The sequence below is a fragment of the Variovorax sp. P4_B10 genome (assembly GCF_056402375.1).
The window spans coordinates 154,905-171,848 of sequence record NZ_JBFUHN010000004.1 but is presented as its reverse complement, the minus strand read 5'-3'; the positions used below and the strand labels follow the sequence as shown (position 1 = coordinate 171,848).

General features: G+C 66.1%; 15 protein-coding genes. 3 read left to right on the top strand and 12 right to left on the bottom strand.

The window, feature by feature from the left end; genetic code table 11:
- Positions 1 to 204 precede the first annotated feature (204 nt).
- The 10 genes from hemN to AC1DXX_RS03920 all read right to left on the bottom strand — a co-directional run bounded on the left by hemN (position 205) and on the right by AC1DXX_RS03920 (position 9,271).
- Complete coding sequence (gene hemN / locus AC1DXX_RS03965; protein WP_478132857.1) at positions 205 to 1,611, bottom strand: oxygen-independent coproporphyrinogen III oxidase; 1,407 nt, start codon at positions 1,609 to 1,611, stop codon at positions 205 to 207.
- Positions 1,608 to 1,856, bottom strand: a complete 249-nt coding sequence (locus AC1DXX_RS03960) for a hypothetical protein (RefSeq protein ID WP_478132856.1) — start codon at positions 1,854 to 1,856, stop codon at positions 1,608 to 1,610. Before AC1DXX_RS03960 ends, hemN begins: the two co-directional genes overlap by 4 nt.
- Positions 1,853 to 2,143: a FixH family protein gene (locus tag AC1DXX_RS03955; protein WP_478132855.1), complete on the bottom strand. Its 291-nt coding sequence runs from the start codon at positions 2,141 to 2,143 to the stop codon at positions 1,853 to 1,855. Before AC1DXX_RS03955 ends, AC1DXX_RS03960 begins: the two co-directional genes overlap by 4 nt.
- A 9-nt stretch (positions 2,144 to 2,152) precedes the next feature.
- On the bottom strand, positions 2,153 to 3,565 hold the full coding sequence (gene ccoG, locus AC1DXX_RS03950) for a cytochrome c oxidase accessory protein CcoG (protein WP_478132854.1): 1,413 nt from the start codon (positions 3,563 to 3,565) through the stop codon (positions 2,153 to 2,155).
- Positions 3,566 to 3,577: 12 nt separating this feature from the next.
- A complete protein-coding gene (gene ccoP / locus AC1DXX_RS03945) occupies positions 3,578 to 4,492 on the bottom strand; it encodes a cytochrome-c oxidase, cbb3-type subunit III (protein WP_478132853.1) in 915 nt (304 codons plus the stop codon).
- A 13-nt stretch (positions 4,493 to 4,505) separates the two neighbouring features.
- On the bottom strand, positions 4,506 to 4,646 hold the full coding sequence (locus AC1DXX_RS03940; RefSeq protein WP_478132852.1) for a cbb3-type cytochrome oxidase subunit 3: 141 nt from the start codon (positions 4,644 to 4,646) through the stop codon (positions 4,506 to 4,508).
- Between the two features lie 13 nt (positions 4,647 to 4,659).
- A complete protein-coding gene (ccoO, locus tag AC1DXX_RS03935; protein ID WP_478132851.1) occupies positions 4,660 to 5,289 on the bottom strand; it encodes a cytochrome-c oxidase, cbb3-type subunit II in 630 nt (209 codons plus the stop codon).
- 9 nt (positions 5,290 to 5,298) lie between these two features.
- Complete coding sequence (gene ccoN / locus AC1DXX_RS03930; RefSeq protein WP_478132850.1) at positions 5,299 to 6,738, bottom strand: cytochrome-c oxidase, cbb3-type subunit I; 1,440 nt, start codon at positions 6,736 to 6,738, stop codon at positions 5,299 to 5,301.
- Positions 6,739 to 6,803: 65 nt separating this feature from the next.
- A complete protein-coding gene (gene ccoS, locus AC1DXX_RS03925; RefSeq protein ID WP_478132849.1) occupies positions 6,804 to 6,941 on the bottom strand; it encodes a cbb3-type cytochrome oxidase assembly protein CcoS in 138 nt (45 codons plus the stop codon).
- Positions 6,941 to 9,271 carry a heavy metal translocating P-type ATPase gene (locus tag AC1DXX_RS03920; RefSeq protein WP_478132848.1) on the bottom strand — a complete coding sequence of 777 codons (2,331 nt, stop codon included), beginning with the start codon at positions 9,269 to 9,271 and terminating at the stop codon, positions 6,941 to 6,943. Before AC1DXX_RS03920 ends, ccoS begins: the two co-directional genes overlap by 1 nt.
- A 102-nt stretch (positions 9,272 to 9,373) precedes the next feature.
- Between AC1DXX_RS03920 and AC1DXX_RS03915 the strand changes: the two genes are divergently transcribed.
- The 3 genes from AC1DXX_RS03915 (at position 9,374) to AC1DXX_RS03905 (ending at position 14,664) form a co-directional block, all read left to right on the top strand.
- Positions 9,374 to 9,817, top strand: a complete 444-nt coding sequence (locus AC1DXX_RS03915) for a universal stress protein (protein WP_478132847.1) — start codon at positions 9,374 to 9,376, stop codon at positions 9,815 to 9,817.
- Positions 9,818 to 10,031: 214 nt separating this feature from the next.
- Complete coding sequence (locus AC1DXX_RS03910) at positions 10,032 to 12,713, top strand: sensor domain-containing diguanylate cyclase (protein ID WP_478132846.1); 2,682 nt, start codon at positions 10,032 to 10,034, stop codon at positions 12,711 to 12,713.
- Positions 12,714 to 12,771: 58 nt separating this feature from the next.
- Positions 12,772 to 14,664 carry a GspE/PulE family protein gene (locus tag AC1DXX_RS03905; RefSeq protein ID WP_478132845.1) on the top strand — a complete coding sequence of 631 codons (1,893 nt, stop codon included), beginning with the start codon at positions 12,772 to 12,774 and terminating at the stop codon, positions 14,662 to 14,664.
- A 6-nt stretch (positions 14,665 to 14,670) separates the two neighbouring features.
- Here the strand turns inward: AC1DXX_RS03905 and AC1DXX_RS03900 are convergent, their stop codons facing one another.
- Both AC1DXX_RS03900 and AC1DXX_RS03895 read right to left on the bottom strand, forming a co-directional pair.
- On the bottom strand, positions 14,671 to 15,432 hold the full coding sequence (locus AC1DXX_RS03900) for an EAL domain-containing protein (RefSeq protein ID WP_478132844.1): 762 nt from the start codon (positions 15,430 to 15,432) through the stop codon (positions 14,671 to 14,673).
- A 229-nt stretch (positions 15,433 to 15,661) separates the two neighbouring features.
- Complete coding sequence (locus AC1DXX_RS03895; RefSeq protein ID WP_478132843.1) at positions 15,662 to 16,915, bottom strand: dienelactone hydrolase family protein; 1,254 nt, start codon at positions 16,913 to 16,915, stop codon at positions 15,662 to 15,664.
- Positions 16,916 to 16,944: the final 29 nt, after the last annotated feature.

Here is a 16,944-nt window from a genome sequence, read left to right as displayed (position 1 = left end):
CTGCTCTCGTGCTGGCTGATCAACCGCAGCGCTGAGCGATCACGCCGATGGTGTGCTCTGCGCAGCGAAATAAAGGAGGAGGCATGCGGCCCTAGGCCGCGCCGGGGGACATTCGCGGAGCAGAGCACACCGTCGGCGTGAGCGCGCCCTGAACAACGAACGTCAAACACAACAGCGCAGCAAACAGAAAAACAAGGTTCCATTTCAAACCACGCGCGAGAAACCCGTTCGGTTCGCACGACAGTACCGGTCGAACACCATCGCGACGGCGCGCACGAGGAACCACCCCTGCGGCGTCACCTCGATGTCGTGATCGCTCAGCCGCACGAGGCCCTGGGCCGCCAACGGACCGAGTGCGGCGAACTCGGCCGCGAAGTAGCGCCGGAAATCGACCCGGTGCGCGTCGCCCATGGCGTCGAAGTTCACGCGGCCCTGGCACATCAGCGCCATGATCACCGCGCGCCGCAGCAGATCGTCGCGCGTCAGCGCCAGTCCCCGCACCACCGGCAGACGCTTCTGATCGAGGTGGTCGCAATACTCCTCGATGGTCTTCGCGTTCTGGCTGTAGGTCGTGCCGATGCGGCCGATGGCGGAGACGCCCAGCGCCACGAGATCGCCGTCCGGCTGGGTGCTGTAACCCTGAAAGTCGCGATGCAGCCGCCCCTGCCTCTTGGCCACGGCAAGCGGATCGCCGGGCAGTGCGAAATGGTCCATGCCGATGTAGACGTAACCGGCCTCGGTCAGCTCGGCAATGGCACGCGCGAGCATCCGCACGCGGTCGGCGGCGTCGGGCAGCTCTTCGGTGGCGATGCGCCGCTGCGCCTTGAAGCGCTCGGGCAGGTGCGCATAGGCATAGAGCGCGATGCGGTCGGGGCGCAGTTCGCGGATCTGGGCCAGCGTGCGGTCGAAGGATGCGCCGTTCTGACGCGGCAGCCCGTAGATCAGGTCGACGTTGATCGAGCCGAAGCCGAGGTCGCGCGCCGCCGCCATCAGCTCGAACACCTGCCGTGCCGGCTGGATGCGGTGCACGGCCTTCTGCACGTCGGGATCGAAATCCTGCACGCCGAAGCTCAGGCGGTTGAAGCCCAGCGCGGCCAGGTGTGCGAGGCGCCCGGCATCGACGGTGCGGGGATCGATCTCGATGGATATCTCTGCGCCGGGAACGAAGGCGAACGAACGCTGCAGCAAGGCCATGAGCTCGCCCAGTTCGTCGTCGTCCAGGAAAGTGGGCGTTCCACCGCCCAGGTGCAATTGGCCGACGGTCGTGCCATGGCCGAGCTCGGCGGCCTGCAGCCCGACCTCGCGCGCCAGGTACGCCATGTACCGGCCGGCCCGGTCGCGATGCCGCGTCACGACCTTGTTGCAGGCACAGTAGTAGCACAGCGATTCGCAGAACGGAATGTGCACGTAGAGCGAAATCGGCGCGGCCCCGATGCCTTCGTCGCGCCTCATGCGCAGCGCCTGCACGTAGTCGTCAACGCCGAAGGCTTCTACGAAGCGATCGGCCGTGGGATAGGAGGTGTAGCGCGGCCCCGGGACGTCGAACTGCCGCAGCAGGTCGGTCGGCAGGGTGGCCGGGGTGTTGCCGAGGACGGGCGAGGAACAGGTCATGGGCGGTCGCCGGGGTTGCGGGCGGGAGGCATCGACAGCAGCGCGGTGAAGGCGCCCGCAGCCGCCGCCATCACCCAGAAGACGAAGAACGCCACCGTGTAGACGCCCTGGCGCGACATCTGCAGCGAATCGCCGCCCCAGTGCAGGCTGGCGGGGTCGACGAAGGCGAACACCACGATCTCCGTGCCGCAGGCCAGCAGGAACGCCGGCCACAGGACACCGATGAGCTGGCGCGTCCAGGTCATGGCGCGGCCTTGCGGCGCGGCGCCGGCACGTCGTCCGCCGGCGTGGCGGCGTGGTTTCTTCCCGCGAGTGCGGGCAACAGCTTCTTGTCGGCCAGGGTCTTGTTGATCTCGATGCCCTCGCGGTAGTAGTCCTCGGACACCAGCGCATCCGGACTGCGCCAGGCGAGCCAGAAGGTCGCGAAGCTCGCGACCACCACGACCGCCGGCCCGCCGATCACCATCCACAGCAGGGGATGTCGCCACCAGGCATCCACCGATCGTTCGTTCATCGCTGTTGTTGCATTCATCTCGACCTTTCAGCGCGGCACCAGGAAGGCCGCTTTTTCCGAAACCTGCGCCCCGCTGCCCTCTTCGCGGATGCCGAAGTGCACCGTGTGCGAGCCGGCGGGGATGACGCCGTAGGGCACCTGCAGCCGCACCGCGACCCAGCGCGACTGGGCCGCATCGACCGTCACGAGCCCGTCCGGCGAAATGCTCAGTCCATCCAGTCCCTGCGCATCGATGCGGTAGCGCTGCGGCTGCTCGGTGGCGTTCATGATCTGGAGCCGGTAGACGTTCTCCAGGCGCCCGCCCTCGGCGATGCGTGCCAGCGACGCGCGGTCGCGCACCACATCGACCTTGAACGGCGTGCGCGTGACCAGGCTTGCCAGCAGTCCCACCATCAGCGCGGCCAGGACCGCCGTGTAGACCAGCACGCGCGGCCGCAGCACGCGCAGCAGCAGCTGGCGGCGCGACCAGCCGGCCTCCATGCCGTTCTGCGTGTCGTAGCGGATCAGCCGCGGCGGATAGGCCATCTTCTGCATGACGGTGTCGCAGGCATCCACGCACAGGCCGCAGCCGATGCATTCGTACTGCAGGCCCTGGCGGATGTCGATGCCGGTCGGGCACACCTGCACGCACAGGCCGCAGTCGATGCAGTCGCCCAGGGCCAGTGTGCGCGGGTCGGGCCCCTTGCGGCGCGGCGCGCGCGGCTCGCCGCGCTGCGGGTCGTAGGTCACGATCAGCGTGTCGCGGTCGAACATGGCGCTCTGGAACCGCGCGTAGGGGCACATGTACTTGCAGACCTGCTCGCGCATGAAGCCGGCGTTGCCGTACGTGGCGAAGCCGTAGAAGAAGACCCAGAACACCTCCCACGAACCCATCTGCGTCTGCAGGAAGGCCATGCCCAGTTCGCGGATCGGCGTGAAGTAGCCCACGAAGGTGAAGCCGGTCCACAGCGCGATGCCGATCCAGACGATGTGCTTGAACCACTTCTTCACCAGCTTCTCGAGCGACATCGGCTCGGCGTCGAGCCGCATGCGCGCGGTGCGGTTGCCCTCGATCCTGTGCTCCACCCACATGAAGATCTCGGTGTAGACGGTCTGCGGGCAGGCATAGCCGCACCACAGCCGCCCGGCCACCGCGGTGAAGAGGAAGAGCGCCAGCGCGCTGACGACCAGCAGGCCCGAGAGATAGATCAGGTCCTGCGGGTACAGCACCAGGCCGAAGATGTAGAAGCGGCGCGCGGACAGGTCGAACAGCACCATCTGCCGGCCGCCCCACTCCACCCACGGCATGCCGTAGAACACCAGCTGGGTGAGAAAGACCATGGCCCAGCGCCAGCGGGCGAACATGCCGCGCACGGTGCGGGGGTAGATCTTCTTCGTGGCCTCGTAAAGGCCGACCTCCTCGCTGCCTGCGCTGACGATGGGAATGATCTTCCGGGTCATGGTGTTCCGATGTCAGGGCGCGGCCGCGGGCGTGTTGGAGAACCCCCACACGTACGACGCAAGCATCCTGATCTGCGCCTCGGTGAGGCGGCCCTCCTGCCCCGGCATCTCGCTGTGCTTGCCCGTGTTGATCATCTGGACGATGGCGGCCTCGCCATAGCCGTGGAGCCAGATCCTGTCGCTGAGATTCGGCGCGCCCATCGCCTGGTTGCCCACGCCGCCGATGCCATGGCAGGCCGTGCAGGTGGTGAACTTCGACTTTCCGAGGCCGGCGCGCACCGAATCGTGCGGCTCGCCCGAGAGGCTCAGCACGTAGTTGGCGACGTTCTTCACGTCGTCCGGCGTGCCGACGGCTGCCGCAATCGGCGGCATCACGCCAATGCGGCCCTTCGTGATGGTCTCGATGATCTTGTCGGGTGTGCYGCCGTGCAGCCAGTCCTTGTCGGTCAGATTGGGAAAGCCCTTGCTGCCGCGCGCATCGGACCCATGGCACTGCGCGCAGTTGTTCATGAAAAGCCGCTCGCCGATCGCCTTGGCCTGCGGGTCTCTCGCGATCTCCTCGACGGGCATGGCGACGTACTTCGCATACACGGGTGCGAGCTGCTGCGTGGCCTTGGCGACATCCGACTCGTACTCGCCCCGCGAGCTCCAGTCGGACTGGCCGCGGAAACTGCCCAGCCCGGGAAAAACGGCCAGGTAGCCCAGCGAGAAGACGATGGTCAGCACGAAGAGGCCGACCCACCACAGCGGCAGCGGGTTGTTGGCTTCGCGCAGATCCTCGTCCCAGACGTGGCCGGTGGTGTTGTCGGCGGTCGATGCCACGCGCTTGCGGGCCGTCAGCCATAGCAGCAGCATGCACGCGAGGATGCTCAGCAGCGAGACGATCGCCACGTAGTTCGACCAGAAATGGTGAATGAAATCGCTCATCGTCGTTCTCCCTTCAGTCCTGTTCGAACGGCAGGCGGGCCGCTTCCTGGAAGTCCTTCGCATTGCGGCGCGAACAGGCCCAGGCGACGATGCCGATGAAGACGATGAAGCAGGCGACGGTTGCGGCGACGCGCAGGGTGGTGATGTCGATCATGTGTGCGTCCTTCCTACTTGAGCGCCAGGCCCAGCGATTGCAGATAGGCCACCGTGGCCTCCATCTCGGTCTTGCCGCTCACCGCTTCGGCGGCCCCGGCGATCTCGGGGTCGCTGTAGGGCACGCCGACCCTGCGCAGTGCGCGCATGTGGGCCGGCAGCGCCTGCGCATCGACCAGGGTCTTCTCCAGCCACGAATAGGCCGGCATGTTCGACTCGGGCACCAGGTCGCGCGGGTTGTTCAGGTGGATGCGATGCCATTCGTCGCTGTACTTGCCGCCCACGCGGTGCAGGTCGGGCCCGGTGCGCTTGCTGCCCCACTGGAACGGGTGGTCGTAGACGAACTCGCCGGCCACCGAGTAGTGGCCGTAGCGCAGCGTCTCGGAGCGGAAGGGCCGGATCATCTGCGAGTGGCAGTTGTAGCAACCCTCGCGCAGGTAGACGTCGCGGCCCGCGAGCTGCAGCGGCGTGAGCGGCTTGACGCCCTGCACCGCCTCGGTGGTCGACTTCTGGAAGAACAGCGGCACGATCTCGACGAGGCCGCCGATGGCCACGACGACGAGGATCAGCACGATCATCAGCAGGTTGTTGGTCTCGACCTTCTCGTGGGTGAAGCCGGTGGACTGGTTCGGGTTCGGATTCATCGTGCGTCCTCAGGCGTGGGCCATGACAGGGAGTGGGATCTCGGCGCGCACCGAGCGGCCCGAGATGACGGTCATCCAGACGTTCCAGGCCATCACCAGCATCCCGGACAGGTAGAGCAGCCCGCCGATCAGGCGCACCACATAGAACGGGAAGGTGGCCTTCACGCTCTCCACGAAGGTGTAGGTGAGCGTGCCGTCGGGATTGATCGCGCGCCACATCAGGCCCTGCATCACGCCGGCGATCCACATGGCGGCGATGTACAGCACGATGCCGATGGTCGCAATCCAGAAGTGCGCCTCGATCGCCTTCACGCTGTACATCTCCTTGCGTCCGTACATGCGCGGGATCAGGTAGTACAGCGAGCCCATGGTGATGAAGCCCACCCACCCCAGTGCACCGGCATGCACGTGGCCGACGGTCCAGTCGGTGTAGTGGCTCAGGGCGTTGACGGTCTTGATGGACATCATCGGCCCTTCGAAGGTCGCCATGCCGTAGAACGACAGCGCGACGATCAGGAAGCGCAGGATCGGGTCGGTGCGCAGCTTGTGCCAGGCGCCCGAGAGCGTCATCACGCCGTTGATCATGCCGCCCCAGCTCGGCGCCAGCAGGATCAGCGAGAACACCATGCCCAGCGACTGCGTCCAGTCCGGCAGCGCCGTGTAGTGCAGGTGGTGCGGGCCGGCCCACATGTAGGTGAAGATCAGCGCCCAGAAGTGGACGATGGAAAGCCGGTACGAATACACCGGCCGGCCGGCCTGCTTGGGGATGTAGTAGTACATCATTCCCAGGAAGCCCGCGGTGAGGAAGAAGCCGACGGCGTTGTGGCCGTACCACCACTGCACCATCGCATCCTGCACGCCGGCATAGGCCGAGTAGCTCTTCATCCAGCCGGCCGGGATCTCGGCGCTGTTGACGATGTGCAGCAGCGCCACGGCGATGATGAAGGCGCCGAAGAACCAGTTCGCCACGTAGATGTGGCGCACACGGCGCATGCCGATGGTGCCGAAGAACACGATGGCGTAGGCCACCCAGACCGCCGCGATCAGGATGTCGATGGGCCATTCGAGTTCTGCGTATTCCTTGCCGCTGGTGTAGCCCAGCGGCAGGCTGATGGCCGCCGCCACGATCACGGCCTGCCAACCCCAGAAGACGAAGGATGCAAGCTTCGGCGCGAACAGCCGGACCTGGCAGGTGCGCTGCGCCACGTGGAAGCTCGTGGCCATCAGCGCGCAACCGCCGAACGCGAAGATCACCGCGTTGGTGTGCAGCGGCCGCAGCCGCCCGTAGCTGAGCCACGGAATGCCGAGGTTCAGTTCGGGCCATGCCAGCTGGGAGGCGATGATCACGCCCACCAGCATGCCGACCACGCCCCAGACCACGGACATGAGTGCGAACTGCCGCACGACGGTGTCGTCGTAGATGGCGGCGGGTGGGTTCGTTGCTTGCATCGTCGTGCCCTTGAATGAGTTGCGGGCAGTTTCCCTTCGGCCCTCCCCCGAGGGCTTGATGCAAATCAATCGCTGCGCAGGATGCGGTCGCCTTCGGTCTCGATGTCGTCGAACTGGCCACGCTCGATGGCCCACCAGAGCCCGCCGAGGATCGCGAGAACCAGCACCACGGACAACGGAATGAGCAGGAAGAGGATGTCCATCAGCGGCCTGCCTTGCCGGCGGCTGCGAGTCGCGCTGCATTGAGGACCACCACGAGAGAGCTCGTGGCCATGCCGAGGCCGGCAAGCCACGCCGGCAGCCAGCCCGCGATGGCGAGCGGCACGCACAGCGCGTTGTAGCCCGCGGCCCAGAAGAGGTTCTGGCGCACCACCCGCAGTGTCTTGCGTGCTTGCGCGATGGCCTCTGGAATGGTGGACAGCCTGTCGCCCAGCACGACGAAATCGGCACGCGCCTGCGACAGCGGAACGGCGCGGCCGAAGGCGAACGAGGCATTGGCGCGCGCCAGCGAGGGCCCGTCGTTGAGGCCGTCGCCCACCATCGCGATCCGTCTTCCTTCGGCCTGCAGCCGCCAGAGTACGTCGAGCTTGTCCTCCGGCGTGCAGCCGCCCTGCGCGAAGGCGATGCCGGCACGCGCACCGATCTCTTTCGCCGCGTTGTCCCGGTCGCCCGACAACAGCCGCACCGTCAGCCCCTGCGTCCGCAGCGCCGCCACCGCGGCAATCGCATCCGCGCGAAGTTCCTCGGCCAGCACGAAGCTGGCGACCCATCCCTGGTCATCGGCCAGATGGACCTGCGCCGCCTCCACCTGCAGCGGCGCCACGCCGCAGAAGGCCGATGACCCGAGGCGCATCCGGCGCCCTGCCCCTTTCCCTGCCCCTTCACCATCGCGATGGCGGCGCATCAGGCCTTCGAGGCCGAGCCCTGCGGTCTCGCCGGACTGCGCCACAGTCCAGTCGGGCGGCGAGCGGAACTGCGCATTCCATGCATTCACCAGCGCCTGCGCGACGGGGTGCAGCGATTGCGCCGCGAGCGCTGCCGCCATCTCCAGTGCATCGCCGGGCCGGAGGCCTTGCCGGCAGTAGACGCGCTCGAGGCGGGGAACGCCTCCGGTCAGTGTGCCGGTCTTGTCGAACACGACCGTGTCGACCGATGCCAGCGCCTCCAGCGCCTGCAGGTTGGATGTCAGCACACCGCCGCGCGCCAGGGCGCCGGCGCTGGCGAGCATGGCGGCCGGCGTCGCGAGCGAGAGCGCGCACGGACAGGTCACGATCAGCACCGCAACCGCCACCATCAACGCCCTGCCCGGATCCACCGGCCACCAGAATGCCGCTGCCGCCGCGCCCGATGCGAGCACCGCAACAAGGAACGGCCGCGCCACGCGGTCCGCCAGCAGCGCCAGGCGCGGCTTGCTCGAGGCGGCGCTTTCCATCAGCCGGACGATCTGGCCGAAGCGCGTGCCCTCGCCCACCGATTCGATGCGCACCCGGACCACGGCCGAGAGGTTGTGGCTGCCGGCCAGCACGCGGTCGCCGCAGGGGCGCGGCACGGGGCGGGACTCGCCGGTCAACAGCGCTTCATCGGCGCTGGTGTCGCCCTCGATCACCACGCCATCGGCCGGAAAGGCTTCGCCGGGACGCACCCGGACCACGTCACCGGCGGCGAGCCGCCGCACGGCCACCCGGCTCCAGCTGCCGTCGGGGGCGAGACGCTCGATGCTATCGGGCAGCCGGTGCATCAGGGCCTCGAGCGATCCCGCGGTGCGGTCGCGCAGGCGCGCCTCCAGCCAGCGGCCGGTCAGCAGGAAGAAGACGAACATCGTCAGCGAATCGAAGTAGACCTCGCGGCCCAGCGGTCCGCTGCCGTCGAAGGTTGCGGCGCTGCTGACGACGAAGGTCGTGAGCACGCCAAAGGCCACGGGCAGGTCCATGCCGACCCGGCCTGCGCGCAGGTCGCGCCAGGCGCTGCGGAAGAACGGACCGCAGGAGAACAGCACCACCGGCAGCGTGAGCACCCAGGAGGCCCAGCGCAGCAGTTGCGCCGCATCGGCCGTCATGTCGCCGGGCCTGGCGATGTAGGCCGGGTAGGCATACATCATCACCTGCATCATGCAGAAGCCGGAGACCAGCCAGCGCCAGAGCGCCATGCGCAAGTCGCGCGAACGCTGCGCGCTCGCGGGCTGGCTGCCGGCAGGAATCAACGGGTATCCGGCGGCCGCCGAAGCCTCGAACCAGCGCGAAGGCCGGGTGACCGCGGCCGACCACGCCACGCGTGCACGCCCGCTTGCAGCACTGACCTGTGCTTCGAGCACGCCGGGCACCTGCAGCAACGCGGCTTCGACCGTGAAGGCGCAGGCGGCGCAATGCATGCCCTCCACCGCGGCCTGCGACTCCCACCGGCCCGTGGCCGCATCGCCCTCCACGACATGGCCGAACGCCTGCCATTCGGCGGGATCGTCGAGCACCGACCAGGTCTCGCTGGAGGGCGGCACGCGCGATGAATGCGAAGAGAACGAGGCGAGAGCGGCTTGCATCGGGCGAGGCTAAAGGCGCTCTCCGCGCCGCTCCTTGATCTGCATCAACACCCGGGGCGACCGCCCACCTAAGCTCGCGGCACACATCTCCGGAGACCTCCCATGTTCAAACGCATCCTCGTCGCGACCGACGGTTCCACGCTCTCGAAGAAAGCCGTCGCGAGCGCGATCGCGCTTGCCGCGCAGAACGACGCCGATCTGGTGGCGCTCAATGTGATTCCGCGCTACCCCAGAAGCTACTTCGAGGGCTCCATGACTTTCTCCGCCGAGGACATCGGCCGCATCGAGAAGCAATGGGCCGACAAGGCGCAGGCGATGCTCGACACCGTGAGCGCGCGCGCCAAGCAAAGTGGCGTGCGGATCAGGACGGCGACGGCCAACTCCGACCTGGTGGCGGAATCGATCATCGCTGCGGCGAAGAAGCACAGGAGCGACCTGATCGTGATGGCGTCGCACGGCCGCAAGGGCATCAAGCGCCTGCTGCTGGGCAGCGAGACGCAGCATGTGCTGGCGCACTCGGCATTGCCCGTGCTCGTGCTTCGGTAGGCGCCGCCGCTTTGCACATCCCTTCCTCTGCGACGGAGCAGCGTCCGAAGGGGTGCGAAAGACCGTCCCTTCTGACACACTACACGCGCAGCGAAGCGCGTGACCCGTGCAGCCGGCGACGAATTTCTCATGAGTCATTTGGCATTAACTTCTCGGTCGCGACGCTCGCACCATGCCAATGAATTCATCAGGTCTCAGGAACATTCGCATCAGCTTGAACACGCGCCTCAGTGCCGGCGTCGCGGCAGTGGTACTGGCAGCGACGTTCGCCATCGCCACGCTCGCGCTGCAGCTCGTGAAAACCAGCATGCAGGCCTCGATTGCCAACGACGAGCTGGCGCGAGTCTCAGCCCTGGCGAATGCGGTCGACCAGAAGTTCGTCAGCCGGCGAATCCTGCTGAAAACGTTCGGAGACAGCGTGGAGTCGCAGGGATTCGCAGACGCTGCGCCGCTGCAGGCCTTCCTCGAAAAACACAAGTCCCTCTGGGAAGCCTTCGACAACGTCGCGTTCATCGGTCTCGACGGCGATCTGGTGGCCAACCTCAACGGGGCGCGCCAGATCGGAAAGGTCAACCTCAAGGATCGCGCGTACTTCCGGGATACGGTCACCTTCAAGACGGGCTTGATCTCGCAGCCCTACCGCAACCGGCTGAACGGCCTGGCGCAGGTCGCCATCACGGAGCCGGTGCTGGACAACGCCGGCAACGTCAAGTTCGTGATCTCGGGCTCCATCAACCTGAAGGAGCGGAACATTCTGGGCGAACTCGCTGACGTCAGGTTCGGACAAACGGGCTACCTGTTCATCACCACCACCGACGGCATCGTGGTGGACCATCCGCGCGAGGAACTCGTCCTCAAGCAGGCCAACCAGGAGCTCGTCGGCGACTCCGAGATCGATCGCGCGATCTCCGGCCTCGAAGGCACCACCGAAGGGGTCAGTCCCGACGGCGTCGCCGGCCTCTATGCCTTCAAGCGCATTCGGCAGACGAACTGGATCATGGGGTCCATGTATCCGCGGAACGAGGCTTTCGCGCGGGTCGAGGCCATCGAACGCGCAGCCTGGGCGGGGGCCCTGGTGCTCGCGTTGCTGGCGGGCGCCATGGCATTGGGGGTGGTGCGGCGGCAACTGAAGCCGCTCACGGTATTGCACCGTCACATGCTGGATGCACAGGCCTCGCCCGCCGAAGTAGCCGCTCCACGCACCTATGCGCCCGACGAGATCGGCGATCTTTCGCGAACTTTCGACCTCCTGATGCTGCAGAGGCAAGCGAGCGAGAAATTCCTGCGCGACATCACGGACAACCTCCCCGCCATGGTGTCGCATGCGGACGCGCAGGGCCGCTACACCTTCGTGAATGCCCGGCTGTGCGAAGCGCTGGGACGCAATGCATCCGAACTTGTCGGACACCCTGTGCGGAACATGACCGGCATCGGCAAGGACCCGGCCCTGGACGCCAACTTGCAACGCGTGCTGGCCGGCGAGGCGGTCAGCTTCGAGAGACACGGCGCCTCGGACCGCGGCGGCGAAGACCGCTATTTCCAGACCGACCTGATCCCCGATCGCGACCAGGCGGGGCAGGTCCGCGGCTACTACGCGATGACCTCCGACGTGACGGAGCGCAAGCGCATCGAGGTCAGCCTTGCGCACAGCGAAGCACAGATCCGCACCATCACGGACAACATCCCTGCCCTGGTCTCGCACGTGGATGCATCGCTGCACTACACCTTCGTCAATGCCCAGGTCAGCGCACTGCACGGCGACAACGCGATGGTCGGCAAATGGATGCCGGGGATTCGCGGCGCCTCGGATTTCGCGGTGGTCGAGCCTCACATCCGGCGCGCCCTCGCCGGCGAGACCGTGGTCATCGAGAAGACCGGCGATCCGGCGCGGGGCATCGGCGACCGGACCTACAAGGCCCACTACATCCCCGACAAGGACGCGAGCGGCGCAGTGCAAGGCGTCTTTGCGATGACCTTCGACGTCACGGACGATGTCAGGGTGCGCAAGGCGCTGACCGAGCAGGAGAAGCGGCTGCGCGACGTGACCGACAGCATTCCGGCCCTGGTGGGATATTTCGACCGCGAGGAAAATTGTCTCTACGGGAACAGCAGGGCGCGGCAAATGGCCGGGCTGGGCGACGGTCCGCTCGACGGCGTGACGTTGCGATCTGCCGTGGGCGAGGCGGTCTATGCGCAACACGAGCCGCACCTGCCAGTGGTATTCGCCGGAAGGCCGGTGCGCTTCCCCGTCCAGGCGCCGATCTATGGCCGGACCGGGTACTTCCAGGCGCACCTGATCCCCGACAAGGACCTGGAAGGCCGGGTCCTGGGGTTCTACCTCATGACCTTCAACATCACCGCGTTGAAGGAGGCAGAGCGCAAGCTGACCGAGCTGGCGCGGCTCGACACGCTCACGGGCTTGCCGAACCGCCTGGCCTTCAACGAGTTTCTGCCGGCGGCCATCGCGCGTGCACAGCGCGCGGGAAGTGCGATCGCGCTGATGTTCCTGGACATCGACCGCTTCAAGGCCATCAACGACACGCTCGGCCATGCGTGTGGCGACGGCGTGCTGACGGAATACGCAAGACGCCTGCTCGCCAGCGTGCGAAACACCGATACCGCAGCACGGCTCGCGGGGGATGAATTCGTCGTCGTGCTCGAGAACTTGCGTACTCAGGAAGCAGTGGCCACCGTGGCACAGAAGATCGTCGGGCAGATCAGTGCTCCGGCGTTTCAGGTGGACGGACGAACGCTGGAAGTCACGACCAGCATCGGTATCGCGTTTCTTCGGGCGACCGATATTTCCGTTTCGGCCGAGGAACTGCTGGCACGAGCAGACGCTGCGCTCTACGATGCAAAGTCGGCAGGCCGCAACAGATTTGCATTTGCACTTTAGTGTTAGCAGAACCTGGGCGCGCAGGGCCAAGGCAGTCCACACAGAGGAGATCGATCCCATGTCATCTATCGAAGTCGTCGTGCCCGAGCAACTGGTGAGAGCGCTCGACGCGCAGAGCCGCATGCCGATTGCGCGGATCGGCGAGGCTTTGGTGTCGCTGGGCATGATCGACGAGGCGAAGTTGCGTGCCGGGCTGGCACAGCAGAAGACGGAACCCCAGGTGCCGTTGGGCGAGACCCTGGTGCGCATGGGCGCCGTCAGCCGGGGCCAGCTCCAGACCGCACTGGTGCGAAAGATGGGCTACCCCCTGGTGAACCTGCACGTGTTCCCGGTGACGGCCGAAGCCCTGGCCAAGATCAGCCACGCCGTTGCGCGGCGCCTGCAGGTCATGCCGCTGATGCTGCACGAAGGGCGGCTCATCGTTGCGCTCGAGGACTTGTCCAACCAGCATGCTGCCATCGATGAAGTGGAGTTCATTGCCCAGATGAAAGTCATCCCGGTCCTCGGGCAATGCCTCGACCTGGACAGCATGCTGCAGAGGGCTTATGAAAAAGTCGGGGCGCAGGCCACCGGTTTCACCCTCGGCATCGATCCGGCGCGGCCCATCGAGTTCGACATGGCCGGCACCAGCGAACTGCTGCAGACCCTCGAGAAGGAAGGCCCCGCCGCCCCGAGCATCGAGGCACCGATCGAGCAATCGGACAACTCCCTGGTGCGGATGATCAACAGCATGATTCTGGAAGCGCACCGCGAGGGCGCATCAGACATCCACATCGAGAGCTATCCAGGGCAGGAGAAAACCCGCATCCGGTTTCGCCGCGACGGCCGGCTCTACACCTACCTGGAGCTCCCCCCCAGCTACCGCAATGCGATCGTCGCGCGCGTGAAGATCATGTGCGACCTGGACATCAGCGAAAAGCGCAAGCCGCAGGACGGCAAGATCAACTTCGCCAAGTTCTCGCCGCAGCACCGCATCGAATTGCGCGTTGCGACGATCCCGACCAACAGCGGCCTCGAAGACGTGGTGATGCGCATCCTGGCCTCGGCCAAGCCGATCCCCATGAGCGAACTGGGCCTGTCGGAGCGCAACCTCGCGCAACTGACACAGGCCGTCGAGCGCCCCTACGGCATGGTCCTGTGCGTCGGGCCCACGGGCTCGGGCAAGACCACGACGCTGCACTCGGCACTCATGCACATCAACACGCCGGAGCGCAAGATTTGGACCGCCGAGGACCCGATCGAGATCACGCAGGCCGGCTTGCGGCAGGTGCAGGTCAATCCCCGCATCGACTGGACCTTCGCCAAGGCGCTGCGCGCCTTCGTGCGCGCGGACCCGGATGTGATCATGGTCGGCGAAATCCGGGATGAGGAAACTGCGAAAACCGCGATCGAGGCATCGCTGACCGGCCACCTCGTGCTGTCGACCCTGCACACCAACAGCGCCCCGGAAACCGTGACTCGCCTCCTGGACATGGGCATGGACCCGTTCAATTTTGCGGACTCGCTGCTGGCGGTGCTGGCGCAACGGCTGGTGCGCCGGCTCTGTACCCATTGCGTCGGCAGCAGCCCCGCAAGCCCGGAGAAGGTCGAGGAACTGCTGGCCGACTACATGCATGCCTTCGGCTCGGGAGAGGCCTCGAAGGAGCAACAACGCGAGGCCGTGCGCGCGGACTGGCTGCGCCGCTACAGCCGCGACGGAGAACTGCAGGTCTACAGGAGCGCAGGCTGCAAGCACTGCGACGACACTGGCTTCAAGGGACGCGTCGGCATCCATGAACTCATGGTGATATCGAAGAACCTGCGCCGGCTGGTGCAGAGCGGCGCTCGCGCGGAGGAACTGCAGGAAGCCGCGCTGCACGAAGGCATGCGCACCCTGCGCCAGGACGGTATCGAGAAGGTGCTCGCCGGCAAGACGACCATCGAGGAAGTCCGCGCAACCAGCAATGTGTGAATGCGCCTAAGGCCGTGCGGTCGCGGCGGGCCACGCCACGGCCGGCAGGCTTGCGATGCCCGGCTTCGCAAACAGATAGCCCTGGAAGAAATTCACGCCCAAGGCGTGAAGCGCGTCGACCTCTTCCGAGGCTTCGACGCCTTCCGCAACCACCCGGATCCGAAGTTCGCTGCATGTCGCGACGAACCCCTTCACGATTGCGAGCCGAACCGGGTCGATGTGAATGTTCCTGACCAGGCTCATGTCGATCTTCACCACATCGGGCTGGAAGGCGGCGAGCAGCGCAAAGCTCGCATAGGCGGCGCCGAAGTCGTCGATGGCGGAAGCGAAGCCTTCACGCTTGAAGGCCCGGAAGACGGCGGCAAGACCCGGCAGATCGTTGACGCGTTCCCCCTCGGTGATTTCGAAGATCAACTGGTCCACCGGGAAGTTGCAGCGCTTTGCGGCGTCCATGGCCGTGCGAAAGCATTCGGTCTTCCCTGCGACGTCATTGGGCATGACGTTGAGGCTGAGCTTGGATTTCATGCCCAGGGTCGAAGCGATTTCGATCGCCTTCACGCGGCAGGCTTCATGGAACGCAAAGCGCTCCGACGCGTCCACGCGCGCCAGTATTTCGGAAGCGCTTTCGCCCGAAATACCGCGAACCAGCGCTTCGTGCGCATAAATCTCCCGGCGATCCAGATCGACGATCGGTTGGAAAGCCATGGTGAACCCCGAGTCGAAGCCACGAAGGCCGGCGACGTTCTGTGTTTCGGTTTTCACTGGCATCGACCTCTCGGGCAGGGGATCAGGGCTTCGAACTTCACGTCGGCACCGTTAAATGTAAGCGCTGGACGCAAAAGGGGACACATCCCTTGTGTGAGATCCAAGGTCTCGTGGAAGACCACATCGCGGGACAACGCAGGCTCGTTACATTTTGGAGCAACGGCCAGCAGCATCCTGCTAATGTAACTCGTTAGCACTCATTTTTCTTGACCCACCCCTCTTCCCTTCTGGACTACCCCTCGCAGGTGTGGCTTGGGCGCATCAAGGTGTTGGATGGCAAGGTCTCGTCCAGCAGCTTGCGCGCCGTTTCGATGCCCGCCACCGGCAGCAGCCCGGGGTCGAGCAGGCCGACCTGCACCAGCACGCTGGCCTGGTCCCAGTAGATGTGCTCGTGGTAGAGCTTGTCGCCGCGGAACTTGACCACCGCGAGCAGCGGCACCTCGACGCGCTTGCCGGTGGGGGCGACGCCCGGGAGCATCCACGGAATCTCCGTGGTGTGCGTGAAGCTGAAGAGCAACTCGTCCACCACCTGCGTGGCGCCGATGGTGCGCGAGATCGACGTGAGGGCGGTGTCGGGCGGATTGCTGTCGACGAAGTGGTTGCTGTAGAAGGCGTGCAGGTCCTTGTAGCCGACGCCCCCGGTCATCGTCGGGATGTGGTTGACGTAGGGCTCGGCCACCATGGTGCTCATCGTGTCGTCGACATTGCGGGTGCCGAACTCGTACTCGCAGTGCTTGTCCCAGAGCGCCGAGAGGTCGTAGTGCGGGCCGATGGCCCCCTTCAATGTCGCGATGCTGCGTTCGTGGGCCATCAGCGCCGAGGGCTTGTGGAAATGCTCCCCACCGGTGCGGGCGAAGGCGTGGTCCATGCCGGGATAGACGTACAGCGAGACGCCGGGGCGTCCCTTGAGCGTCTGCACGATGCGGTCGCGCGCCTCGGGCGGGCAGAACTTGTCGAGTTCGGCAATGTGCAGCGTGAGCGGGCACCGGATCCGGTCGGCCTCGCCGAGGGCGGCGTCGATGCCCACGCCGTAGTAGCCCACCACCGCATCGGCATCGGTGCGGCAGGCCGCCAGGTAGGCCAGCTTGCCGCCCAGGCAGAAGCCCAGCACGCCGACCTTGCCATCGGTCACTTCGGTGCGGCCGCGCAGCGCGTCGATGGCGCTCTGCATGTCTTCCATGCCCTTGGCCTCGTCGAAGCCCCCGTAGAGGGCGAAGGCGCGCTGCCAGTCGGCCTCGCTGTAGCCGAGTTCGATGCCGGGCTCCTGGCGCCAGAACAGGTCGGGCACGAGCACCACGTAGCCTTCCTCGGCGTAGTAGTCGGCCACCTCGCGCATGGTGTGGTTGATGCCGAAGATTTCCTGCGCGATCACGAGGCCCGGGCCGCTGCCCGAACGGGGCAACGCGAGGTAGCCCCGGAAAGTGCCGCTGCCGTCCGCAGCCTGAATGGCGATGTGCTGTGTGGAAGACGGTGTGTTCTCTGGCATGTGGTTTTCTCCGGATCGATGAAGGGGTG

Excerpts from the sequence above, each read along its gene's own strand:
- hemN (WP_478132857.1), bottom strand. The coding sequence starts at position 1,611 with ATGACCTGTTCCTCGCCCGTCCTCGGCAACACCCCGGCCACCCTGCCG.
- AC1DXX_RS03960 (WP_478132856.1), bottom strand. The coding sequence starts at position 1,856 with ATGACCTGGACGCGCCAGCTCATCGGTGTCCTGTGGCCGGCGTTCCTG.
- AC1DXX_RS03955 (WP_478132855.1), bottom strand. The coding sequence starts at position 2,143 with ATGAATGCAACAACAGCGATGAACGAACGATCGGTGGATGCCTGGTGG.
- ccoG (WP_478132854.1), bottom strand. The coding sequence starts at position 3,565 with ATGACCCGGAAGATCATTCCCATCGTCAGCGCAGGCAGCGAGGAGGTC.
- AC1DXX_RS03940 (WP_478132852.1), bottom strand. The coding sequence starts at position 4,646 with ATGATCGACATCACCACCCTGCGCGTCGCCGCAACCGTCGCCTGCTTC.
- ccoO (WP_478132851.1), bottom strand. The coding sequence starts at position 5,289 with ATGAATCCGAACCCGAACCAGTCCACCGGCTTCACCCACGAGAAGGTC.
- ccoN (WP_478132850.1), bottom strand. The coding sequence starts at position 6,738 with ATGCAAGCAACGAACCCACCCGCCGCCATCTACGACGACACCGTCGTG.
- ccoS (WP_478132849.1), bottom strand. The coding sequence starts at position 6,941 with ATGGACATCCTCTTCCTGCTCATTCCGTTGTCCGTGGTGCTGGTTCTC.
- AC1DXX_RS03920 (WP_478132848.1), bottom strand. The coding sequence starts at position 9,271 with ATGCAAGCCGCTCTCGCCTCGTTCTCTTCGCATTCATCGCGCGTGCCG.
- AC1DXX_RS03915 (WP_478132847.1), top strand. The coding sequence starts at position 9,374 with ATGTTCAAACGCATCCTCGTCGCGACCGACGGTTCCACGCTCTCGAAG.
- AC1DXX_RS03905 (WP_478132845.1), top strand. The coding sequence starts at position 12,772 with ATGTCATCTATCGAAGTCGTCGTGCCCGAGCAACTGGTGAGAGCGCTC.
- AC1DXX_RS03900 (WP_478132844.1), bottom strand. The coding sequence starts at position 15,432 with ATGCCAGTGAAAACCGAAACACAGAACGTCGCCGGCCTTCGTGGCTTC.
- AC1DXX_RS03895 (WP_478132843.1), bottom strand. The coding sequence starts at position 16,915 with ATGCCAGAGAACACACCGTCTTCCACACAGCACATCGCCATTCAGGCT.